Raw genomic sequence first — 18,697 nt, 5'->3', positions numbered from 1 at the left:
CAGTGCAGGGAAGAGAATAACAATCTCAAATACACCAATAAAAAGCGCAGAGCAAAGGCTCTGCGCGATGAAACGATGACGTTTGGTGTTTACAACACCGCTTTGCGTTTAGGTAAAAAGACTTCCCCAAGCATGCAGCGTACTGAGCCGCCGCCAATGTCTTCAATGGTCGTCACGTCAAACGGCAGCAGCTTACCGTGCGTTGCCAGTTGATTGCGCTGCGCTTCTGAAAACGCATCATAAGCCGATTGCGACATCGCGATCACTTTGCTGCCATTGACCGTTTCCAGTTGCAGGATGTTGCCGCAAAAACGGTTCATCTGCTCAATGGAAATGGAGATCACCTGCTTGTCTTTGGCCAGTGATTTCAAGACGAAACGGCGCTCAAATTCCGGGATCACTTCATCGCAAATCACACAGAATTGCTCACCAATCGCCATCATTACGTTGGTGTGGTAAATCGGTTTTCCCGATGGCAACAGCGTTTGGAAGGAGATCACACGCTCGTAACCGATGCGTTTGGCGTACTCTTCTAATACGAGGCGATCACAACGCTGCGACAATGCGGCATAAATGGTGCGATTCAGATGGTCAATCACCATCACGCCTGTGCTTTCTAAGAACGCCTCTTCCGTCACGTAATCGGTCAACGAATCTTGGCGATGCACTTCGCGGCCTGCGGCCGTCAGTGCTTCAATCAAGGCTTGTGGGCGCACTTCTTCGCGGCGGTTTTCACACGCCATCGGGAAGGTATAAAAACCCCCTTCCGCCGTGGTACTAAACCAGTTGTTGGGGAATACCGCATCGGGGGTCGCAATGTCCGATTCAGGGTAGTCAAACTCCACCACTTGCACCCCTTCCTGACGAAGTTTGCTCACCATTGCGCGGAATTCGGCCAATGTTTTGCTTCTCACCTCTTCCTGAGAGAGGGCGATCTGATTCTGAAATTCGTTGTCACGCGCGGTTTCTTCATTAAAGCGAAACTCTTTTGGCGGCACCATTACCACACAGTCTGCATTTTGGGTCGCATCAAGCTGAGGTCGTATTGTCTCATTCGGTAACAGCATCTGTTCATTCCTTATCAGTAGATAAGGCAGATTGTAAATTTATTGTTAACTCTGTTTTTACTGAATTTCAGCTTTCCCGACACGGGGGAAAGTAATAATTACCACATAAAAGGCATTTGTCAGTAATTTTTATGGTCACCATTGCTATATATTGCAACTTCACTGCACACTTCATCGCGATAAGGTTGAGAAATCCCTTAGGATATGCCGCAAAGTGATAACCAACTGGTTACATTTAGCCCATCAATCCGTTAGACTACTTTTCGCCCTTCCACCACTTCTTTTTTTACCCGCACCTTCTGGCAGTGTGGGCGTTGTTATTTTTAGGAAGCGTTATGTTTAAACGATTTGAAAGCTTTACCAATCCGTTTCCGGCCGGAACGCCGGAACAACCACCTGAAGGGTTACTGGCTTTTTGCCGCCACTACACTCGTGGGTTTGAAAAACCGCTGATTTTGATGTCATTGCTGTCTACCATCGTCGCGATTGTCGAGGTGTCGTTGTTTGGTGCCATGGGACAACTTGTCGACTGGCTGAGCAACAGCGATCCACAAACGTTCCTTGAGCAAAACCAAAGTGAGCTGATTTATTACGGCGTGATACTTTTAGTGGTGATGCCAACCCTGATCGTTGGCTACTCACTGCTGGTGCATCAAAGTCTGCTGGGCAACTACCCGATGTCGATCCGCTGGTTGGCGCACCGCTATTTGCTTAATCAAAGCTTGAACTTCTATCAAGATGATTTTGCTGGACGTGTCGCCACCAAAGTGATGCAAACCTCGTTGGCGGTGCGTGAATCGGTGATGAAAACCATGGACGTGTTTGTTTACGTGTCCGTCTATTTCACCAGCATCATTGTGATGCTCGCGGCGGCCGACTGGCGTTTGATGGTGCCGATGGTGATTTGGCTGCTGATCTACATCGGCATTCAAGTTTACTTTGTCCCTAAGCTCAAAGATGTCGCTTCAGCGCAAGCGGACGCCCGCTCTACCATGACCGGTCGCATTGTCGACAGCTACACCAATATCCAAACGGTGAAACTGTTTTCGCACAGCAAACGCGAGACCGAGTATGCCGAAAGCGGCATGCGCGAGTTCTTAGACACGGTTCATCGCCAAATGCGCTTGGTAACCGGCTTCAATATCGCGGTGCAGGTGACCAACTATGTGCTGGTGTTTTCGATTGGCGCGCTCTCCATCCACCTTTGGTTAGGCGGTGCGATCAGCATTGGCGCGATTGCCATTGCCGTGAGCTTAGCGTTGCGTATCAATGGTATGTCGATGTGGATCATGTGGGAAGTGGGTTCACTGTTTGAAAACATGGGCACCGTGGTCGATGGCATGAAAACGCTGTCCAAACCGATTGATATTCAAGACAAACCACAGGCCACTGAGCTCGTAGTGAAACAAGGCGGCATTGAGTTTGACGACGTGAGTTTCCACTACGGTGAAAACAAAGGCGTGATTAACCATCTCAATTTGCACATCAAACCGGGTGAGAAAATTGGCCTAGTGGGGCGCTCTGGCGCGGGCAAATCAACGCTGGTTAACCTACTGCTGCGTTTCCACGATGTGGAGAGCGGCAAGATCAAGATCGACGGCCAAACCATCTCTGAGGTGACGCAAGATTCGCTGCGTGCGCAAATTGGTATGGTGACGCAAGACACCTCACTGCTGCACCGCTCGATTCGCGAGAACATTCTTTATGGTAATCCGGATGCCAGCGAAGAAGAGCTGTTGCGCGCCACCAAGCAAGCGCACGCACATGAGTTTATCGAAACCCTCACCGACCCGTTTGGCAACGTCGGCTACGATGCGCAAGTGGGCGAGCGCGGGGTGAAACTCTCGGGTGGTCAGCGTCAGCGCATTGCGATTTCTCGCGTGCTGCTCAAAGACGCACCACTCTTGGTGCTGGATGAAGCCACCTCAGCCCTCGACTCGGAAGTGGAAGCGGCCATCCAAGAAAGCTTGAACGAGCTGATGCAAGGCAAAACCGTGATTGCCATTGCTCACCGCTTGTCGACCATTGCACAGATGGATCGCCTGATCGTGCTGGATAAAGGCAATATTGTTGAGCAAGGCACGCACCAAGAACTGCTGCAAAACAACGGCATTTATGCGCAGCTATGGGCGCACCAAACCGGTGGTTTTCTTGCCGACGACTGCCCAGAAATGGAAGAGAGCCAAATCGCGTAATCGCCGTTAAATACCATCAAATCAACGCCCTGTTCATCACAGGGCGTTTTTTTGTCTGGTTTTCGGTTCAGCTATCGCGTGCCATACTCGGTTCCGCTTCGATATCCACCAGCACGCTTTCGCCCAACTTATCAGGCAGCGCCGAGGTTTCGATGGTCACTGCGAACGCTTGACCGCCTTGATGCAAGGTGATCTGCACCTTGTCGGCTCTGCCCGGCGTCGACAGAGCCAAACGAAAGCCAACCGATGTGCGCTCACAAAGTAGCAAACAGGGTTTGTCCACTTCCAACGCAAAAGCGGGTTGATGAGCGAAGCTTGCCAGCTCTAGGCGGCCGGCTTGGCGAAACACACAGCCAACTTCATGACGAAACTGAACCGCTTGCAACTGAGGCAAATTATGCAGCACTTGCGCTTCGGGTTGAGCGGCATACTGTTGGGTTTTCGCCAGTGTCGCTCCCGGTAACAGTGTGTAGTGATAGCCGGCGTCGTGCGGCTGTACGCCATGTTCAATCCACAGGCTAAACACCTTGCCAGCAACTTTATCATCACTCAAATGCGCATTAATTTTCTGCCAACTGCCCTGTTGTTCATCACAACGCAAATACGCCTTACCCTCGCCAAGCAGATAACCGACATTGGCATGATGAAGCCAACCTTGAACGGCAACACCATCACACCGCTCCACCCCATTCTCATTCTGGTGAAAAACAGGCGTTTGCACATGGCATTGATTGATCGCGGTGACGATGGGGCTTTGATGTTCAGAACGAATGCCAGCCCCCAGCGCCACAATGGCATCACCACAGAAAAACCACGATTTCAAACCCTGAGTTTGCTGGACATCCAACTCAAAGCTGGCTATCCCCCATCGACCATTGCTGACGCCACCAGTCCACTCGGTGTTTTGCTCGATGCGCCCCCATTCGTGCGCGGGCATGGCCACGCTGGGTGAGGTAACCCCAGGGATTTTTGCCCAATCCCAGTAAGGATAAATATCGTGGTATTCGTCGCCCGTCACGCTGATGTTCATGCTGCCAAAACCGAGCCAGAAACCGAGTAAGTTCTCTTGATTGCCCGTTTCAATCGGCTTGGTGCGGCGTGAATTGGTTTTCACCGTCACCGAAAAGCGATGGTTCACCATGGCAGAATAGTCTGAGCGCCAAAAGTGTTTAAACCCTGCAAAGGGATACGCACGGCCATCAAGGTGCGCGAGGTAACTTTCGAGTGGCAAGCGATGTTGAGGAAACAGCGCCATCAGCATGGTCGCTTGCGCTTTCAAAGACGCGCGACTGTGCGGTTTCTCCAAATCAGGCTTGGCGATGGCTCGGCCACACACGTTGTAATCCCAGCGCCCGGTACGCGTCATCCACATCGAACCTTGTAAGAAATAGCTGAGCAGTAAACGTTGCTGATCACTTGAAAAGCGAAAGCAGGTATCAGCCGCCGCATACACCCACGGCAAAGCGACATTTAGGAAAGATTCACCATAACCGCCGTTTTGTAATTGCGGCCCATGCTGTTGGTAAGAGAAATCGGCTTGTATACCCTCCTCTTGCGTCAACACGATAGTGTCAGCGATATCGGCCATGGCTTGGGCAAAGCGAGTTTGATTGTTTTCAAGCAATGCACGATACGCCACCCCATTCGCCAGATCGGCTTTGTTCGCCCCCGTCATGCTCGCTTGGGCGGGCAGATCATCCATCAATTTTTGCTGCAATGCTGGCGAGAGCGCATCGCTGAGCAACAAAGCAATCGGTCCCAGCAGCCGCTGTTTGCCAATTTGATTCCACCACCAGTTCCAGTGGGTCGGATTGTGTCTATACCAGTGCGCCAACGCTTGTTCAATCGTTTCCAAAATCGAGGCACAAGGTCGTTGGTAGTGTTGGCAAGCTAGCAGCAATACGCGCTGCAAATAGGCAAAAATACGCTCTCCATCTTGCTCAGCGTCCGCAAGTGGCGCATCTAGCCAGCCAGTTTGGTGAGAAAATGCGCTTTGGTATTGAGCGATGGTTTGATGCCAATCGTGCTTGTGCAGCATTGAAACTTGTAGCTCGACGATGGATTGTGACAGTTTGCTGCGGATCTGCATCAAATGTTGCGAGTGCATGATGCGAGTCATCTCCTTGGTGAGTCTATCGGAATGAAAAGAAGGTGCTTTGACAGCACCTTCTACCTTCTTTGCTTGGTTTAGTTATCGAACCAACGCCATTCATAGGGTTTCAGCGTTATCGATTGTGGCTCACCATCGGTGTTCAATACCGTCACCTTCTGAGTCTCATCGGTAAAGTTCACCGCTGTCGCTTTGTTGGTTTGCGGGTAGAACGCTACGTCAACATAAGGGTTATTGGACAGCCAGGCATGTGCCGTTTCTTCCTGCTGCGTTAGCCACAACAAAATGTGTTGCAACAGGCGGGCATTTTCCATGCTAAATGGCAGATTCCCCAAGTACACCGCGCGGCCGGAGCCATAGCCACGCGCCGTCAACGCCAAATGTTGCCCTTGCGCAGCCAGAACGGTGAGGTCTTGCGCTTGCGGGTACACATAACTTGGGTTACCAAAGTCTTCATCACCCTGAATAAATTGGCTGAGGTAGTGATGTTTTTCGATCTGCAACGGCATCGCCACGCGCCCCATGGTCAAAGAGGTCTCTTTCTCTAACCCGAACACATCCCCCAGCTGGAAATAACGGCCATTTTTTTGCCATGCCGAAGGGTCGGACACGCCAAGTAGACCGCCGCCTTCTGCGACAAACCGACGCAATTGCACGATGACATTATGATCATCCCAACACTCGCCACCACTCCAAGCCGAGTTGGCATCGCCGGTGTTAATGATCACTTTGATGTCTGGATCGATGCCCTTCTCAGCGATGTCATCGAAGCTGATGAACTCCACCTCAAATGGCAGACCAGACAAACACTCCAGCAAGTTATTGCCGACCAGCTCCATCACATCAGGGCGTGGTGGCACGTAAAAACGCTGGTCTCGTGCTTGGTTTTGCAGCCAACTGCGCGCCGTTCCCCAAGCACTCAACACCGCCACTTTGCCCGGCAATTTTTGCGATTCACTGCGCTGCGTGTTGTCGAGATACTCACCGAACTGACGAGAAATATCCGTCACATGGTCGATAAAGTGCGGGAACTGATTTGCAAGTGACAAATAGCCGCCATAGCCAATGCGATCCAACGGTTTTTGCAACATCGCGCGACGAATCTTGGTCCAGTTCGACATCGATTCCACCACAGGATCGTTGCCCTCGCGGAACACATCAGGGAAGAAGTAGGGATAAAAACGTGCTTCACGAATTTGATCGCCACCGGAATCGGTTAAACGGCGCAGCGCCACACCATCTTCCACCGCACCAACGTTAATATCGATGCCAATCTTCTGATAACTCTCAAGAAACGGTTCGGTGCCAATCCAGTGATCGCCTTGGAACATCGCGGTTTTCTTGCCCGCTTGGTGCGCCATGCTGACCAACTCGGCGGCAAATTCGACCACGAAGTCTTGCACGAAAGTCATCCAATCGCGGTACTGCTGAGAAGGCACTTTATAGGTACCGTTGTAGTAACCCGCATCAACAAAGTCTTCCGGAGAAAGCTTGTAGCCAAAGCGTTGTTCAAAATCTTCTAATGCGCGTGGGCTAACCGTTTCGCCATAGCCGGTCCAATCGCGATAGATGTCTTGATTCTTCTCACCGGTATCGATCACGAATAGGAAAGCGAAGGTGGTAAAACGCACCACGGTGGTGTTTGGGTGCGTCTCCAACCAATGGGCGAAGTGCTGCAATAGATGCGCGCGACATTCTGGGTGGTACGGGTCAAGGCTCTTGATGCGCGGCCCTTTCCAATCGTTGGTCAGCGCGTTGTACATCGACACGCTGTCCCACACTTGGCGCGCCATGAAAGTGATGGTGTATTCGTGATACGGGATCGCATCTTCAATATCAATACGCTGATATTGTGCGTCAAAGGTCCACTTATCCGTCGGGATCACTTTGTTCAAAGTGCGATTTCGCACTTCCCACCACTGTTTTGGATCGCTGTCATCGTCCAGTTCATACTTGTCTTTGCTGTAACCATCGAGTGGAAAAATCGCCACGCGATCACTCATCGCGGTGACAGGGAATGACATCAAATATTTACGGTGTAGGTATTCTGGATGTTGATTGGCATACGCTTGATCCGCACGCACCAAACACATCACAGAATAGATATCGCTGTCTTGCTCGGCCAATGAATCAGGCATGGTTGTACCATCGCTATCGCGCAGTGCATCGGCTTGCCAGCGCTGATATAAATCCAGCACGACGTCTTCCTGTCCTTCTTCAACAGGCAGGGTCATATGACCTTTACGAGAGGCAAATTGGGTCATGATAGGCTCCAAAAAGTTGGGATAGACGGGGGAAAAGGCTCCCCCGAATGAGTTATTGAGTTCGGTTTACCAGAAGAAGCTCTGGTAGCCGTTAGCGCGCATTAGAGCTTCTAGGTAGTAGTAATCGCCGTAGGGCAACATGTTGTCGCACAAACCCACTTTGACAAACGACGCGCCGTGCGCCAAAAGCCCAAGGGCTTGCTCATCGGCGGTTAAATCGCAGCTCTGCATTAAGCCTTGCAGTAGATACAAGCCCCAATCGCGGTATTGTTTGGCCTCTTCGGCATCGTCAATGCACTGTGCAATCAGCAGCAAGCCCGCCGCGGTAATCGCACCGGCTGAGCTGTCTTTGTACTGGATCTCATCCGCGGGCAATGAGTAATCCCATACGGGAACGCCATCATCGGTGATCTGCTCGACCGCATAGCGCGCGAGCTTTTTCGCCAAGGTCAAAAACTGTTCATCTTTGGTGTAAAGATAGGTTTGTGCAAAGCCGTGAATCGCCCAAGATTGGCCGCGCGCCCAGCACGAATCATCCGCAAAACCTTGGAAGGTCTCGCCTTTGATGGGCTGCTGAGTCACAGGGTGGAAGTTAAACGAGTGATAGGTGGAGAAATCCTCACGCACAATGTGTTTCGCTAACGTTTCGCTGTGGCGCGTGGCCGCTTGCGCATAAACCGGAGAACCGGTCACTTGCGATGCCCAGAACAACAAAGCGGTATTTTGCAGCGAGTCGATGATCGATTTGCCTTGCGTAATTTCAGGGCCGAGCGGATGGGTATCATTCCACGCCACAATGTAACCACCAATTTTTCTAAAGCGATGAATCAGATGGTCAGCAGCGCGAATCGCCATCATTTTCGACTCTTCATCACCAGTCAGCTTGTAATCCGCCACGCAGCTCAAACTGTATTGGAAACCCAGATCGTGATCCAACCAAAACGGGTCCAGCAGCATGTCTGCAAAGTAACGTTTACGCAGCTTGGCGCTGTTTTTGAACGATTGCTCAGCCGTCATTTGATAGCAGAGCCATAACTCGCCTGTCCAAAATGAAGAAACCCAATCGAACTGGCCACAGTACTCCCACTGATTGTTCGCCGTACCGATCTTGGGGTTACGTTCCCCAATCTTTGGAATGTTTCGTTTAATCGCTGCCACCACCGTGGATAAATGGTTGACTACTTTTTCTTCGTCTAGCGCCCTTGGCAATGGACGCAGCGTGATCGCTTCACTCATACCGAAATCTCTCAAAACCTTTGTCGTGCAAAGTGGGTGTTATGCTCAATGATATATCTATAGTTTACAGTGATACTTTTATATAAACGCATAGATTGCTCACATTTTTCAAAACACCTTTTCAATTTAAATTTTAATTTCAAAAAAAAGCTGACTAGCAGCTTTCTCTTGCAACCCATTAACGGGCTAACCAACCACCATCAACAGCGATGGTGTAACCATTTACGTAGTCAGAAGCGGACGATGCCAAGAACACGACAGGGCCAGCAAGATCACTGGGCAGTCCCCAACGCTGCGCCGGAATGCGTTCTAAAATCGCTTGATTGCGTTCAGCATCGGCTCTGAGCGCCGCCGTGTTATTGGTGGCCATATAGCCTGGAGCAATGGCATTGACATTGATCCCCTGCGATGCCCACTCGTTAGCCAGCAAACGAGTGATGCCCATCACGGCACTTTTCGACGCAGTATACGAGGGAACACGAATGCCGCCTTGGAACGAGAGCATCGAAGCGATGTTGATGATCTTGCCGCCAGACTGCTGCGCTTGAAACTGGCGAGCCACCGCTTGAGCTAAGAAGAACACGCTCTTGGCATTGAGGTTCATCACGTCATCCCAATCTTGCTCACTGAAGTTGATCGCATCGTCACGACGGATAATGCCCGCGTTGTTGACCAGAATATCGATGCGTCCTGCTTGGGTAACCGCACGATCAACGACGGATGCAATCACAGAGGCATCACTGAGATCCGCCACAATCGAGTGAAAACGGCGGCCTGTGGCTTCTATCAATGCGGGGGTTTCATCCGGCCCAGCGTAGTTCACCCCAACAATGTCACAACCCGCTTGCGCCAGCGCCAATGCCATGCCTTGACCAAGACCTGTATTGCACCCTGTGACAAGCGCCACCTTACCGTCTAAATTGAACGCCTCTAAAATCATTATTCCTTTCCTTTTTATTCTGCTCCCTTCAAAAAGAAGAAAACCTCTTCAAATAAATCAAAACCACTTTTCATCCCATTCTCAGGCGAAAATTTTTTTGCGCATTGCGCGGCAAATAATCTGCCCGCGAAAAACTAACTTTGCTTGTCGTGACCTTGCTTGTAGTGAATGTCGGCTGCATTGCGCAGGCGCTCCGCCGCTTGCTCTGGGGTGAGATCGCGCTGGCTTTCCGCCAACATCTCGTATCCCACCATGAATTTGCGCACCGTTGCGCTACGGAGTAGAGGGGGAAGGAAACTCGCGTGCACTTGCCAATAGGCTTCCGGCTCCCAAGCCACAAATGGCGCGCCGTGCCAACCCATGGAATAAGGGAAAGAGCACTGGAAAAGGTTGTCATATTTAATGGTGAGCTGTTTGATGACTTTCGCGAGATCCGCTTTTAACTCATCGGTCAACTCGGTCAACCGGCTCAGTTTCACTTTCGGTAACAGCAGCGTTTCAAATGGCCACGCCGCCCAATACGGTACTAATGCTACCCAAAAGTCACTTTCTACGACGATGCGCTCACCGCTTGCTAACTCACGCTCAATGTAGTCGAGTAATAACGGAGAGCGATGCTGTTCAAAATAACGCTGCTGATGATGATCTTTTTTCTCCACAATGGTGGGAATAAAGCTGTTGGCCCAGATCTGCCCGTGCGGATGGGGCTGAGAGCAGCCCATGCTTTCGCCTTTGTTCTCAAACACCTGAACCCAAGGGTAACGCTGGCCAAGCTCTTCCGTTTGCGTCATCCATGTGGTGATGACTTGCTCAATCTCTTCCTGAGCTAGCTCTGGCAAAGTGCGGCTGTGATCCGGCGAGAAACAGATCACTCGGCTCTCCCCTTTGGCACTGTGCAGTTGGAACAGCGGATCGTCACTCACCGGAGAATCCGGCGTGTGCTCGGTCAGCGCCGCAAAATCGTTTTTAAAGACAAAGGTGCCTTGGTAATCCGGGTTGACATCACCGCCAATGCGCGTGTTGGTCGGGCACAAAAAACAGGTTTTCTCATAGCTGGGCAATGACTCAACATTGAGGGTTTCTTGTTGACCTTGCCAAGGTCTTTTCGCTCGGTGTGGTGACACCAGCACCCATTCCCCCATTAGTGGGTTATAACGACGATGTGGATGCTCGGCGACATCAAATGCGTGAGACATAATGTTTCCTTTCAAACTAAGATTGGTAACCGTTTGGATTGCGCTGCTGCCAGTGCCAACTGTGCTCAACCATATCCGTTAAATCGTGCTGTGCTTTCCAGCCCAGTTCCTGCGCGGCCTTGTCGGCTTGGGCAAAACATTGCGCAATATCACCGGCTCTGCGTGGCTCAATGCGTACTGGCAGTTCGCGCCCCAACACTCGGTTCATCGCGGCCACCATCTGCAACACACTCACCCCATTTCCAGTGCCTAAATTGTATGTGTGCAGACCACGGACATTGCCCCGCTTTTCCAGTGCCGCCACGTGCCCTTCCACCAGATCTTGCACATGAATGTAGTCGCGCACGCCGGTGCCATCGGCTGTTGGGTAGTCGTCGCCAAAAATCGACAATCTCTCACGGCGACCAATCGCCACTTGAGTAATGAAGGGCATCAGATTGTTCGGTATGCCGCTCGGGTCTTCACCAATCAAGCCGCTGGGGTGCGCACCAATAGGGTTAAAATAGCGCAGTAAGGTAATGCTCCAGTCGGGGTTGGCGGCGGAAAAATCGCTTAAGCAGCGTTCCACCATATGTTTGCTGGTGCCGTAAGGATTGGTGGTGGCACCCGTTGGGGCCGCCTCCGTAATGGGTACCGCTTTGGGGTCGCCATAGACGGTGGCCGATGAGCTGAAAATCAGCCGACAAACATGCGCCACACGCATCGCGGCAAGCAAGTTCAACGTCCCGGTCAGGTTGTTGTCGTAATACTCCAGCGGTTTTTCGACCGACTCCCCGACCGCTTTTAAGCCAGCAAAATGCATCACGGCGCCAATCTCGTGTTGATCAAAAATAGCATCCAGCACCAGTCGGTCACGAATGTCGCCCTGATACACCACCAACGGTTGACCAATCAACGTTTCGATTCGTGCCACCACATTGGGGTGGCTGTTGCTGAAGTTATCCAGCACGATCGGCTGATGCCCCGCGCGGACCAAAGCGACACAAGCGTGACTGCCAATGTAGCCACAGCCCCCCGTCACAAGTACTTTCATAATGACCTCTTACAAATTTGATTTAACAGCGGCGTCAATCGTTCGGAAAAATGTTCTTCTCGAACCGATGATGCCCCCTTTAACAGGGACGCTTTGGCGTTGGCTTTAAAGCGACAAAAATAGACAGCTCGACCGCTGGTAGAAACATAGTCTTCAAGCATTTGCACCCCAAGGTGATCAATAAAGTTGATGCCTCGACCGAGAATAATCAGATGCTTGGCACTGACGTTCTGCATCTCTTGATGAAGATATTGCACGCAGCCAAAAAATATCGAGCCATTAATACGGATCACCGCAATGTCGTCCTGCTGCTCAAGGTTCAGCTCATCGTGGCTAAGCCGTTCAATCGCTGGGCGCGAGGTTTTACGTAGATAAAAAAACAGCGAAGCGCCAACGCCGACATAGATGGAGAGTTCAAGATGAAGAAACAGCGCCGCCAAACAGGTGGCAACCAGCACCACCGCTTCCTTTTTGTCGTGTTTGACGATGGTGGTAATGTGGTGAACATCGACTAAATGCCAAGCAACCACTAAGAGTAAGCCGCCCATCCCCGCGATGGGAATGTAAGCCGCATAAGGGGCAAACAGCAGCATGATCACCAATAACAAAAGCGCAGCAAATACCGCCGCTAACGGCGTTTTCGCACCGCTGCTGTAGTTAACGCCACTACGCGTAAACGAACCGGAAGAGACGTAACAAGAGAAGAACGAGCCTACAATGTTGGAGAAACCTTGACCGACAAATTCTTGGTTGCTGTCCAGTGATTGACGTGACTTGAGCGCGACTGAGCGGCTGATTGAAATCGCTTCGACTAAACCGAGCATCGCCACCGCGACAATCCCTCCTAGCATGGGTTCAACATGGCTCAATCCAGCAAATGGCGAGGAGAGGCTGAGAGAACGGCTGCTCACCTCGCTCACCATCAAAACTGGGTATCCTGCGTGATTCATCCACAAGGCAAAAGCCATTGAGGCTAGTGTCGCTAGTAGCATATGGGGGAGCTTCGGCCAAATTCGTTTGCACATTACGCACACCACGATGGTGACCATACCGACTGACAGCTCTTTGGCATCAAAGTGAACAACATTACTCCCCAGCAGCAGCAAGTTTTCAATCGCGGTTTCGCCAGAACTGTACTGCAAACCCAGTACGTGTTTTAACTGGCTCACGCCAATCACAATCGCCGCCCCAGCGGTAAAACCCAGCACCACCGAATGGGACACAAAATTCACCACTGCGCCAAAACGCAGCAAACCAAACAGCAACTGAATAACGCCTGCGCATAGGGTCAAGGTGAAACAGAGCTGGATATAAAGCGGTGTGCTCGGCTCTGCGAACTGGCTAACCGTAGTAAAAACAATCACCGAAAGTGCCGCCGTTGGGCCAGAAATAAGATGATGGGAAGAACCAAACAATGAGGCCAAAATCGCCGGAATGATGGCGGTGTACAAGCCAAACTCAGCAGGCAATCCTGCAATCATCGCATAAGCAATGCCTTGCGGCAGAACAATAATCGCCCCAGTCAGGCCTGCCCAAAAATCGGCTTGCAACGATTGAGCGTTGACCTTTGGTAACCACTTTAAAAAGGGAAAAAGCAGCGATAGTTGGCGGTGTTTCACAGCGCGCATCACTATTCCTCTAACAACTGTCGATTTCAAAAAGGAAGATGAAAGCGCGCACTGGTGGGGTAACGCGCTTGCCAACGGTTAAGCAGCGGCCTCTGCTACCATTGGTTGGTCCTCACAAAACACCGTCATTGCGTTGCTTAGCAGGTAGCAGAGGCATGCTTAAAAGTGGTTAATTTTCACGTCAAAACCGCTGTCATGGCGCTTTCCACCACGACGTTGGCTTACTTTGTTCACATACCCCAACACGTTGAAGTAGCCGCTATTCCATCGAAAAGGCACACATAAACAGCGTGAATGCCAGAACTATAAACAACCAAGCCAAACCAATCAATAGAAACGAAACATCTTTTCATTTTTAATGATTAATTGATTTGAATTATGTGATTTTGATTATAAAACATCATTTCAAAATGGATTAAATGGGTAAGTGAATGCTAGCATCGGTCAAAATTTGAGAGATTACTGCACAGATTAATTGAAGCCAGAGCAGAAGCATTCATCAATAAAATAAAAGATACAATCACACTATTCATTAAAAGGTATTGCATATCGATTATTTAGACGTGACAGTAGAAACATAAAAGAGCAATCACTCTATTCAAAATTTGCAAATAAAATCGTCGACAACTCCACGCGAATTTTCATTGATATTGGCCCTATGAAAGTAGTTATTAGTGAAAATTGGATATAGCTGACAGTTTTCCTAGATATTGTTTGCAATCTTTAAGAGCCCCTTATGGGGCTCTTATTCTTTCTCTTTTCCACACCCTCAACAAAACCAACAAACAAAATAAAAATCAAAAACTTAACAAAAATCCAAATTCATCAAAAAATCACTTCCAACAGATAACCCTACCTACAGATGAATCACTGTATTTAAACGAACCGCACAACAAAGTCGTCTTATCTCCCTATTTATCCTTGCTCAATTTTTTAATTTAAGACAGAAAAACCATAAGAAACAGAGAGCATAAACGAAAATCACAATAATCTTTTATTTTTGATGAACATCCGGTTTTTAAAACACAAAACGATGTTTCAGTTTAAATAATCACAAATATCAATAATATTCACATCGCAAATAGAATTCTCCTCTACACAAAAATGGAATATATGGATATGCAACATAGAATCAATCTATCTCTGATCTCTACCGCTGTACTGGCCGCCCTAACTTCCGGTACTGTTTTCGCCAATGATGTCGACCCAAACGATGTTCGTAACCAGAGTGTCGCGGCGGTTGACCTAGCCGCTGAAGCCAAACAGGCGTTTTACGACGGTTCGACCTCTCGTCTACACTCATTTCTATACATTCGTGACCGCGAACAGAAAAACATGACCACGGGTGAATGGTCGCCAAACATTGAAAACCAAACTCTACAACTGGCGTGGGACTACAAATCAGGCTACTTCAAAGACACCATCGGTCTGGATATCTGGGCGAACACCAACTTGCAAATTGGCAACACCACGGGCATGTCGGAGATCCTTTACTTTGATCATGAGTGTCAAAACAACCCAGCCTACGATGGCAAAGCATGTGACAAATCTTATGCCGCTGTTTCTGTTGCCGCGCTGAAAGCGAAATTTGGTAACGACGATGCTGGCCTTGCTCTGCGTGGTGGTTACACCCAAATCAACATTGGTACCATTCGTTCTAGCTGGGGCCTGAACCCGCACGCTTATCGCGGCCTAGAAGCCAAAGCGCATTTTGGTAACTTGATTGTCGGCTACGCGATTGCGGACCAGTTTAAAAACGATTGGCGCAAGGAGTTTTTGCCGATAACCACCAAATGGCACCAAAACCAATTGAAAGGTGCTAACACCACCAACACAGCGATAGACCACATCCAAACGCTCGGTGCGATCTATAAGTTCGACCAAGGCCAAATTGACGTCGGTTACGGTGTGGGTAAAGACTTCCGCCAAAACTGGCAAGCTCTAGGGAAATACGATTTCGATCTTGGTTCGGCCAAAGTGGGCTTAAGCGCGTTTTACCACGGTTCAATTCTCGAAAAAAATGAGCTAACGACGAGTTACAAACAAAACAGAGAAGAAGCGCAAAGCTACCTAGGCCTTGGCGCCAACATCAAGCACGGCGGCTTTACTTGGATTGCGGGCGTCAGCAGCACCGATACAGACGGTCAAGAAGTAAGTTACAACTTCCGCCTCACTCCATGGGCTAACTCGGATAACCGTAACTTCCAGCAAACCACCTCTGGCCTAGAAGACTACAGCGTAGATGGCACCAAAGCGGTTAAATTGGCACTGAACTACAACTTTGCCAGCTGGAATCTGCCAGAGCTGACCGCGGGTATCGGTGGTAACTACGGTACCAATGTTCGCTCAAGCTTAACCGAGAAAGAGTACGATGGCTCTATGCATTCTTTCGATTGGAACATCGGCTACAAGTTCATGGATGGCGCATTGGAAGGCCTAAATATTCGCACCTTCCGCAGCAAATTCCGTGGCGACGACATCGTACACAAAGCGGATCGTAACGATACAAAAGTGCTGATTTCATACAGCGTAAAACTCAAATAATTTAACCTCTCATTCCACTGTATTTTGCCCGGCTCAACGCCGGGCTTTTTTTCATCGTATCCGTTTGTGCTTCATCGTTGCAGTCGATTGAGGGTGTTTATGCATTGCGCCATCACCGCGTTTGTTGGGCTATTTTTTGCTTACTAGACAGGGGGGAACCCCGTAAGCTTGGCGCTCGCGAGCGGCCTCGCCGTCTCAGCAATGCTGCTGACGAAAACCACGCACCCACGTGCGGGTGCGAATCCGTTGCTGATTATGATGACAGGGCAAAATTGGGACTTTTTACTGACTCCGGTTCTACTTGGAGCAGTGATCAGAGTCGTGATCGGCAAGGGAATGCAAAAATCCCCCAAAACCTACGCTTAGTCGACGAGAAAGTAACAACAAAGGGGCAAGATTGCGCCCCTTTGATATTTTGCTATTGTGCTATTTGAAGTAACAAGGAGATGAAGCTTAGCTTGCCGTTAAGCCTTTTCACACAACGTATTGAGCGACCAATTTTTGCTGCTGAGCAGCCATGGTTTGCAACTCGTTTCCTGCGGTGACCAAATGGCTAATTTGGTCTAAGTTGGTCTGTGAATCGCTTTGAATTTCGGCAATTTTCGCCGCGATTTGCCGCGTGAGGCTGCGCTGCTGCTTCGTTGCTGCTGAGATGGATTGCGCAGTTTGACTGCTCAGATCTAGGCACGTTTTCACACGGTTGACCGATTCAACGGCCTGTTTGGCACTGTTCATCGAATCCTGCATCTCTCGATTACAATGTTCTATCTGCACCACCGCGGTGTCTACGTCATGATGAAGCACATCGATAATATCTCGCACTTCCACCACCGAGCCAGAGGTGCGCTCGGCTAAGGTTCTCACTTCATCGGACACCACCGCAAACCCACGCCCATGCGCGCCCGCCCTCGCGGATTCAATTGCCGCGTTTAACGCCAACAAGTTGGTTTGCTGGGCGACTTCATCAATAAATTTCATCGCTAAATTTATCTGTGCGGCACTCTGCTTTAGACGATGCATGGTCTCTACCGCCAATTGCAGTTTGTGTTCTAACGCCAAATGACGCTCAATATTTTCATTGACGTTCAAAGAACCGTTATACGCTTCTTGGCTTGCTAGTGTCGCCTGACGTGCTCCGGATGCACTTTCATCATCAATATCGCCAATAAACTGCGTGAGTTGATGTGTGTGATGAACGACGCTCGCTGTTCGCTCGGCTTGCTGTTGCAACGCCTGAGTTAGGCCTGAAGTTCGCTGGCCATTCTGTTGGATGACTTGGTTTAATTTCGTCGAACTGTGGGTAAGGGTGTCAATCATCGCCAGTTGAGACTGACGCAACTGCTCTAAATGGCGGGCTAATCGGCCAAACTCAGCAGGCAATGAGTTGGGCACCGATTGGGTCAGATCACTCTCCGCCATCCGCTGAATAGTACCAATCAGTAACCGCAGGCTACGTTTGAGTGTGTTTGATACATTCACTGCCATCACGGCGCTGACGCCACCAACAATCAGCACAAAGCCGACAAGCTGCATGTGATAGCGGGATTGATCCGCTTGTGTGGCTTCAACCATGAACGCCACTTCTTCCAGTAACTGTCGATTCACGATTTCCAGTGTCTCCCCCAAATGGGTTAAACGCATCGCTAGCTGCTGGGCTTGTTGCTGAACGAGTTGCTGATTTTTAATAACAGTGAGGTGTTCGTGTACCACACCAGATGGCTCAAATGCATCCACTAACACTTTCTCAACTCGCTCCAGATCACTTTGGCCATATTGACGACTGCGGGCTTTCAGTTGTTCGCTTTTGGCTCGAATCGATACCGCCAAAGCGCGATTCTTTTCTTGCAGTTGCTCAATCTCTGTCGGTTGATGACTGGTGAGTGCTCGATTGGTATTAAAGTCCAACCCATCTATTTCGCTACTCAAACTGTCCGCCAACATCGTGGTGTTCATATCATCAGAGCTGACGGCCAATGCGTAAATTTTGCGCTTCACCTTAGTCACGGTGAGTTGATTCACCTGACGTTTTTTCTCCAGCTGCACTCGCAAACTGGTGCCCAATTGCGCCAGCTCAAGTAAGCCTGCTGTTTGGCTGTTCAGCTCGTCTGTATTGGCATTGAGCGATTGGACAAAACCGCTTTGCCGCAACCAGGACATCTCTTGCTCGATCTCCGCGGCAAGCCTATCCAGCTGATCACTCTGAGCCGTTGGCACTGAGAGAATACGGTTCTCCACATTACTCACGACACTGAGTGCCTCCGCTTGCGTTTGCATCTGTCGCATGGTGTTGTCAGAAATGTGATCTAATTGATGGATGAGCTGTTGGCCCTGCCAAATCGACAAGCCAGAAAGTGAAATCAAAACCAGAGTCAACAACACAACCAGCCACTGAATGCGCTGAATGATCGAGGTATTCTTCCCCATGATTTAGGTCCTTTTCGTTTTGCTTAGACAAAAAAAGCCTCCTGGGTGACAGGAGGCTGT

11 protein-coding genes and 1 pseudogene are annotated in these 18,697 nt (G+C 49.9%); 3 read left to right on the top strand and 9 right to left on the bottom strand.

The window, feature by feature from the left end:
* Positions 1–89: 89 nt before the first annotated feature.
* Positions 90–1,067 (bottom strand): arginine deiminase-related protein, encoded by a 978-nt coding sequence (locus LZU85_RS00795; RefSeq protein WP_015728428.1) that lies wholly within the window; start codon positions 1,065–1,067, stop codon positions 90–92.
* A gap of 335 nt (positions 1,068–1,402) precedes the next feature.
* Between LZU85_RS00795 and LZU85_RS00790 the strand changes: the two genes are divergently transcribed.
* Entirely contained in the window at positions 1,403–3,262 is a 1,860-nt protein-coding gene (locus LZU85_RS00790; protein WP_011081988.1) for an ABC transporter ATP-binding protein, read from the top strand.
* A gap of 67 nt (positions 3,263–3,329) precedes the next feature.
* On the opposite strand, the gene LZU85_RS00785 is transcribed toward LZU85_RS00790, so the two are convergent.
* From LZU85_RS00785 to LZU85_RS00755, 7 genes are all read right to left on the bottom strand, one after another.
* Entirely contained in the window at positions 3,330–5,369 is a 2,040-nt protein-coding gene (locus LZU85_RS00785; protein WP_237286116.1) for a polysaccharide lyase 8 family protein, read from the bottom strand.
* A gap of 80 nt (positions 5,370–5,449) precedes the next feature.
* On the bottom strand, positions 5,450–7,636 hold the full coding sequence (gene gnpA / locus LZU85_RS00780) for a 1,3-beta-galactosyl-N-acetylhexosamine phosphorylase (RefSeq protein WP_237286115.1): 2,187 nt from the start codon (positions 7,634–7,636) through the stop codon (positions 5,450–5,452).
* A gap of 66 nt (positions 7,637–7,702) precedes the next feature.
* A complete protein-coding gene (locus tag LZU85_RS00775) occupies positions 7,703–8,872 on the bottom strand; it encodes a glycoside hydrolase family 88 protein (RefSeq protein ID WP_011081991.1) in 1,170 nt (389 codons plus the stop codon).
* A gap of 178 nt (positions 8,873–9,050) precedes the next feature.
* Positions 9,051–9,812 (bottom strand): 2-dehydro-3-deoxy-D-gluconate 5-dehydrogenase KduD, encoded by a 762-nt coding sequence (gene kduD / locus LZU85_RS00770; protein WP_047111280.1) that lies wholly within the window; start codon positions 9,810–9,812, stop codon positions 9,051–9,053.
* A gap of 134 nt (positions 9,813–9,946) precedes the next feature.
* Positions 9,947–11,008 carry a UDP-glucose--hexose-1-phosphate uridylyltransferase gene (locus tag LZU85_RS00765; RefSeq protein WP_237286114.1) on the bottom strand — a complete coding sequence of 354 codons (1,062 nt, stop codon included), beginning with the start codon at positions 11,006–11,008 and terminating at the stop codon, positions 9,947–9,949.
* Positions 11,009–11,024: 16 nt separating this feature from the next.
* Positions 11,025–12,041 carry a UDP-glucose 4-epimerase GalE gene (gene galE, locus LZU85_RS00760; RefSeq protein ID WP_237286113.1) on the bottom strand — a complete coding sequence of 339 codons (1,017 nt, stop codon included), beginning with the start codon at positions 12,039–12,041 and terminating at the stop codon, positions 11,025–11,027.
* Entirely contained in the window at positions 12,038–13,669 is a 1,632-nt protein-coding gene (locus tag LZU85_RS00755; protein WP_237286112.1) for a SulP family inorganic anion transporter, read from the bottom strand. Before LZU85_RS00755 ends, galE begins: the two co-directional genes overlap by 4 nt.
* A gap of 1,104 nt (positions 13,670–14,773) precedes the next feature.
* On the opposite strand from LZU85_RS00755, the gene LZU85_RS00750 reads away from it, so the two are divergent.
* Together LZU85_RS00750 and LZU85_RS00745 are read left to right on the top strand one after the other, a co-directional pair.
* Positions 14,774–16,213: an OprD family outer membrane porin gene (locus LZU85_RS00750; RefSeq protein ID WP_237286111.1), complete on the top strand. Its 1,440-nt coding sequence runs from the start codon at positions 14,774–14,776 to the stop codon at positions 16,211–16,213.
* Between the two features lie 93 nt (positions 16,214–16,306).
* Positions 16,307–16,579 (top strand): annotated as a pseudogene (locus tag LZU85_RS00745) (HPP family protein); the annotation flags it as partial.
* A 108-nt stretch (positions 16,580–16,687) separates the two neighbouring features.
* Here the strand turns inward: LZU85_RS00745 and LZU85_RS00740 are convergent.
* A complete protein-coding gene (locus LZU85_RS00740; protein ID WP_237286110.1) occupies positions 16,688–18,637 on the bottom strand; it encodes a methyl-accepting chemotaxis protein in 1,950 nt (649 codons plus the stop codon).
* Positions 18,638–18,697: the final 60 nt, after the last annotated feature.

Source organism: Vibrio floridensis (assembly GCF_021852965.1).
GTDB classification, from domain to species: Bacteria; Pseudomonadota; Gammaproteobacteria; order Enterobacterales; family Vibrionaceae; genus Vibrio; species Vibrio floridensis.
This window is presented reverse-complemented; position numbering and strand designations above follow the sequence as displayed.

Bases quoted from the DNA above. Each gene is read 5' to 3' on its own strand.
- LZU85_RS00775 (WP_011081991.1), bottom strand. From the start codon at position 8,872: ATGAGTGAAGCGATCACGCTGCGTCCATTGCCAAGGGCGCTAGACGAA.
- LZU85_RS00785 (WP_237286116.1), bottom strand. From the start codon at position 5,369: ATGCACTCGCAACATTTGATGCAGATCCGCAGCAAACTGTCACAATCC.
- gnpA (WP_237286115.1), bottom strand. From the start codon at position 7,636: ATGACCCAATTTGCCTCTCGTAAAGGTCATATGACCCTGCCTGTTGAA.
- LZU85_RS00795 (WP_015728428.1), bottom strand. From the start codon at position 1,067: ATGCTGTTACCGAATGAGACAATACGACCTCAGCTTGATGCGACCCAA.
- galE (WP_237286113.1), bottom strand. From the start codon at position 12,041: ATGAAAGTACTTGTGACGGGGGGCTGTGGCTACATTGGCAGTCACGCT.
- LZU85_RS00765 (WP_237286114.1), bottom strand. From the start codon at position 11,008: ATGTCTCACGCATTTGATGTCGCCGAGCATCCACATCGTCGTTATAAC.
- LZU85_RS00755 (WP_237286112.1), bottom strand. From the start codon at position 13,669: ATGCGCGCTGTGAAACACCGCCAACTATCGCTGCTTTTTCCCTTTTTA.
- LZU85_RS00750 (WP_237286111.1), top strand. From the start codon at position 14,774: ATGGAATATATGGATATGCAACATAGAATCAATCTATCTCTGATCTCT.
- LZU85_RS00740 (WP_237286110.1), bottom strand. From the start codon at position 18,637: ATGGGGAAGAATACCTCGATCATTCAGCGCATTCAGTGGCTGGTTGTG.
- kduD (WP_047111280.1), bottom strand. From the start codon at position 9,812: ATGATTTTAGAGGCGTTCAATTTAGACGGTAAGGTGGCGCTTGTCACA.
- LZU85_RS00790 (WP_011081988.1), top strand. From the start codon at position 1,403: ATGTTTAAACGATTTGAAAGCTTTACCAATCCGTTTCCGGCCGGAACG.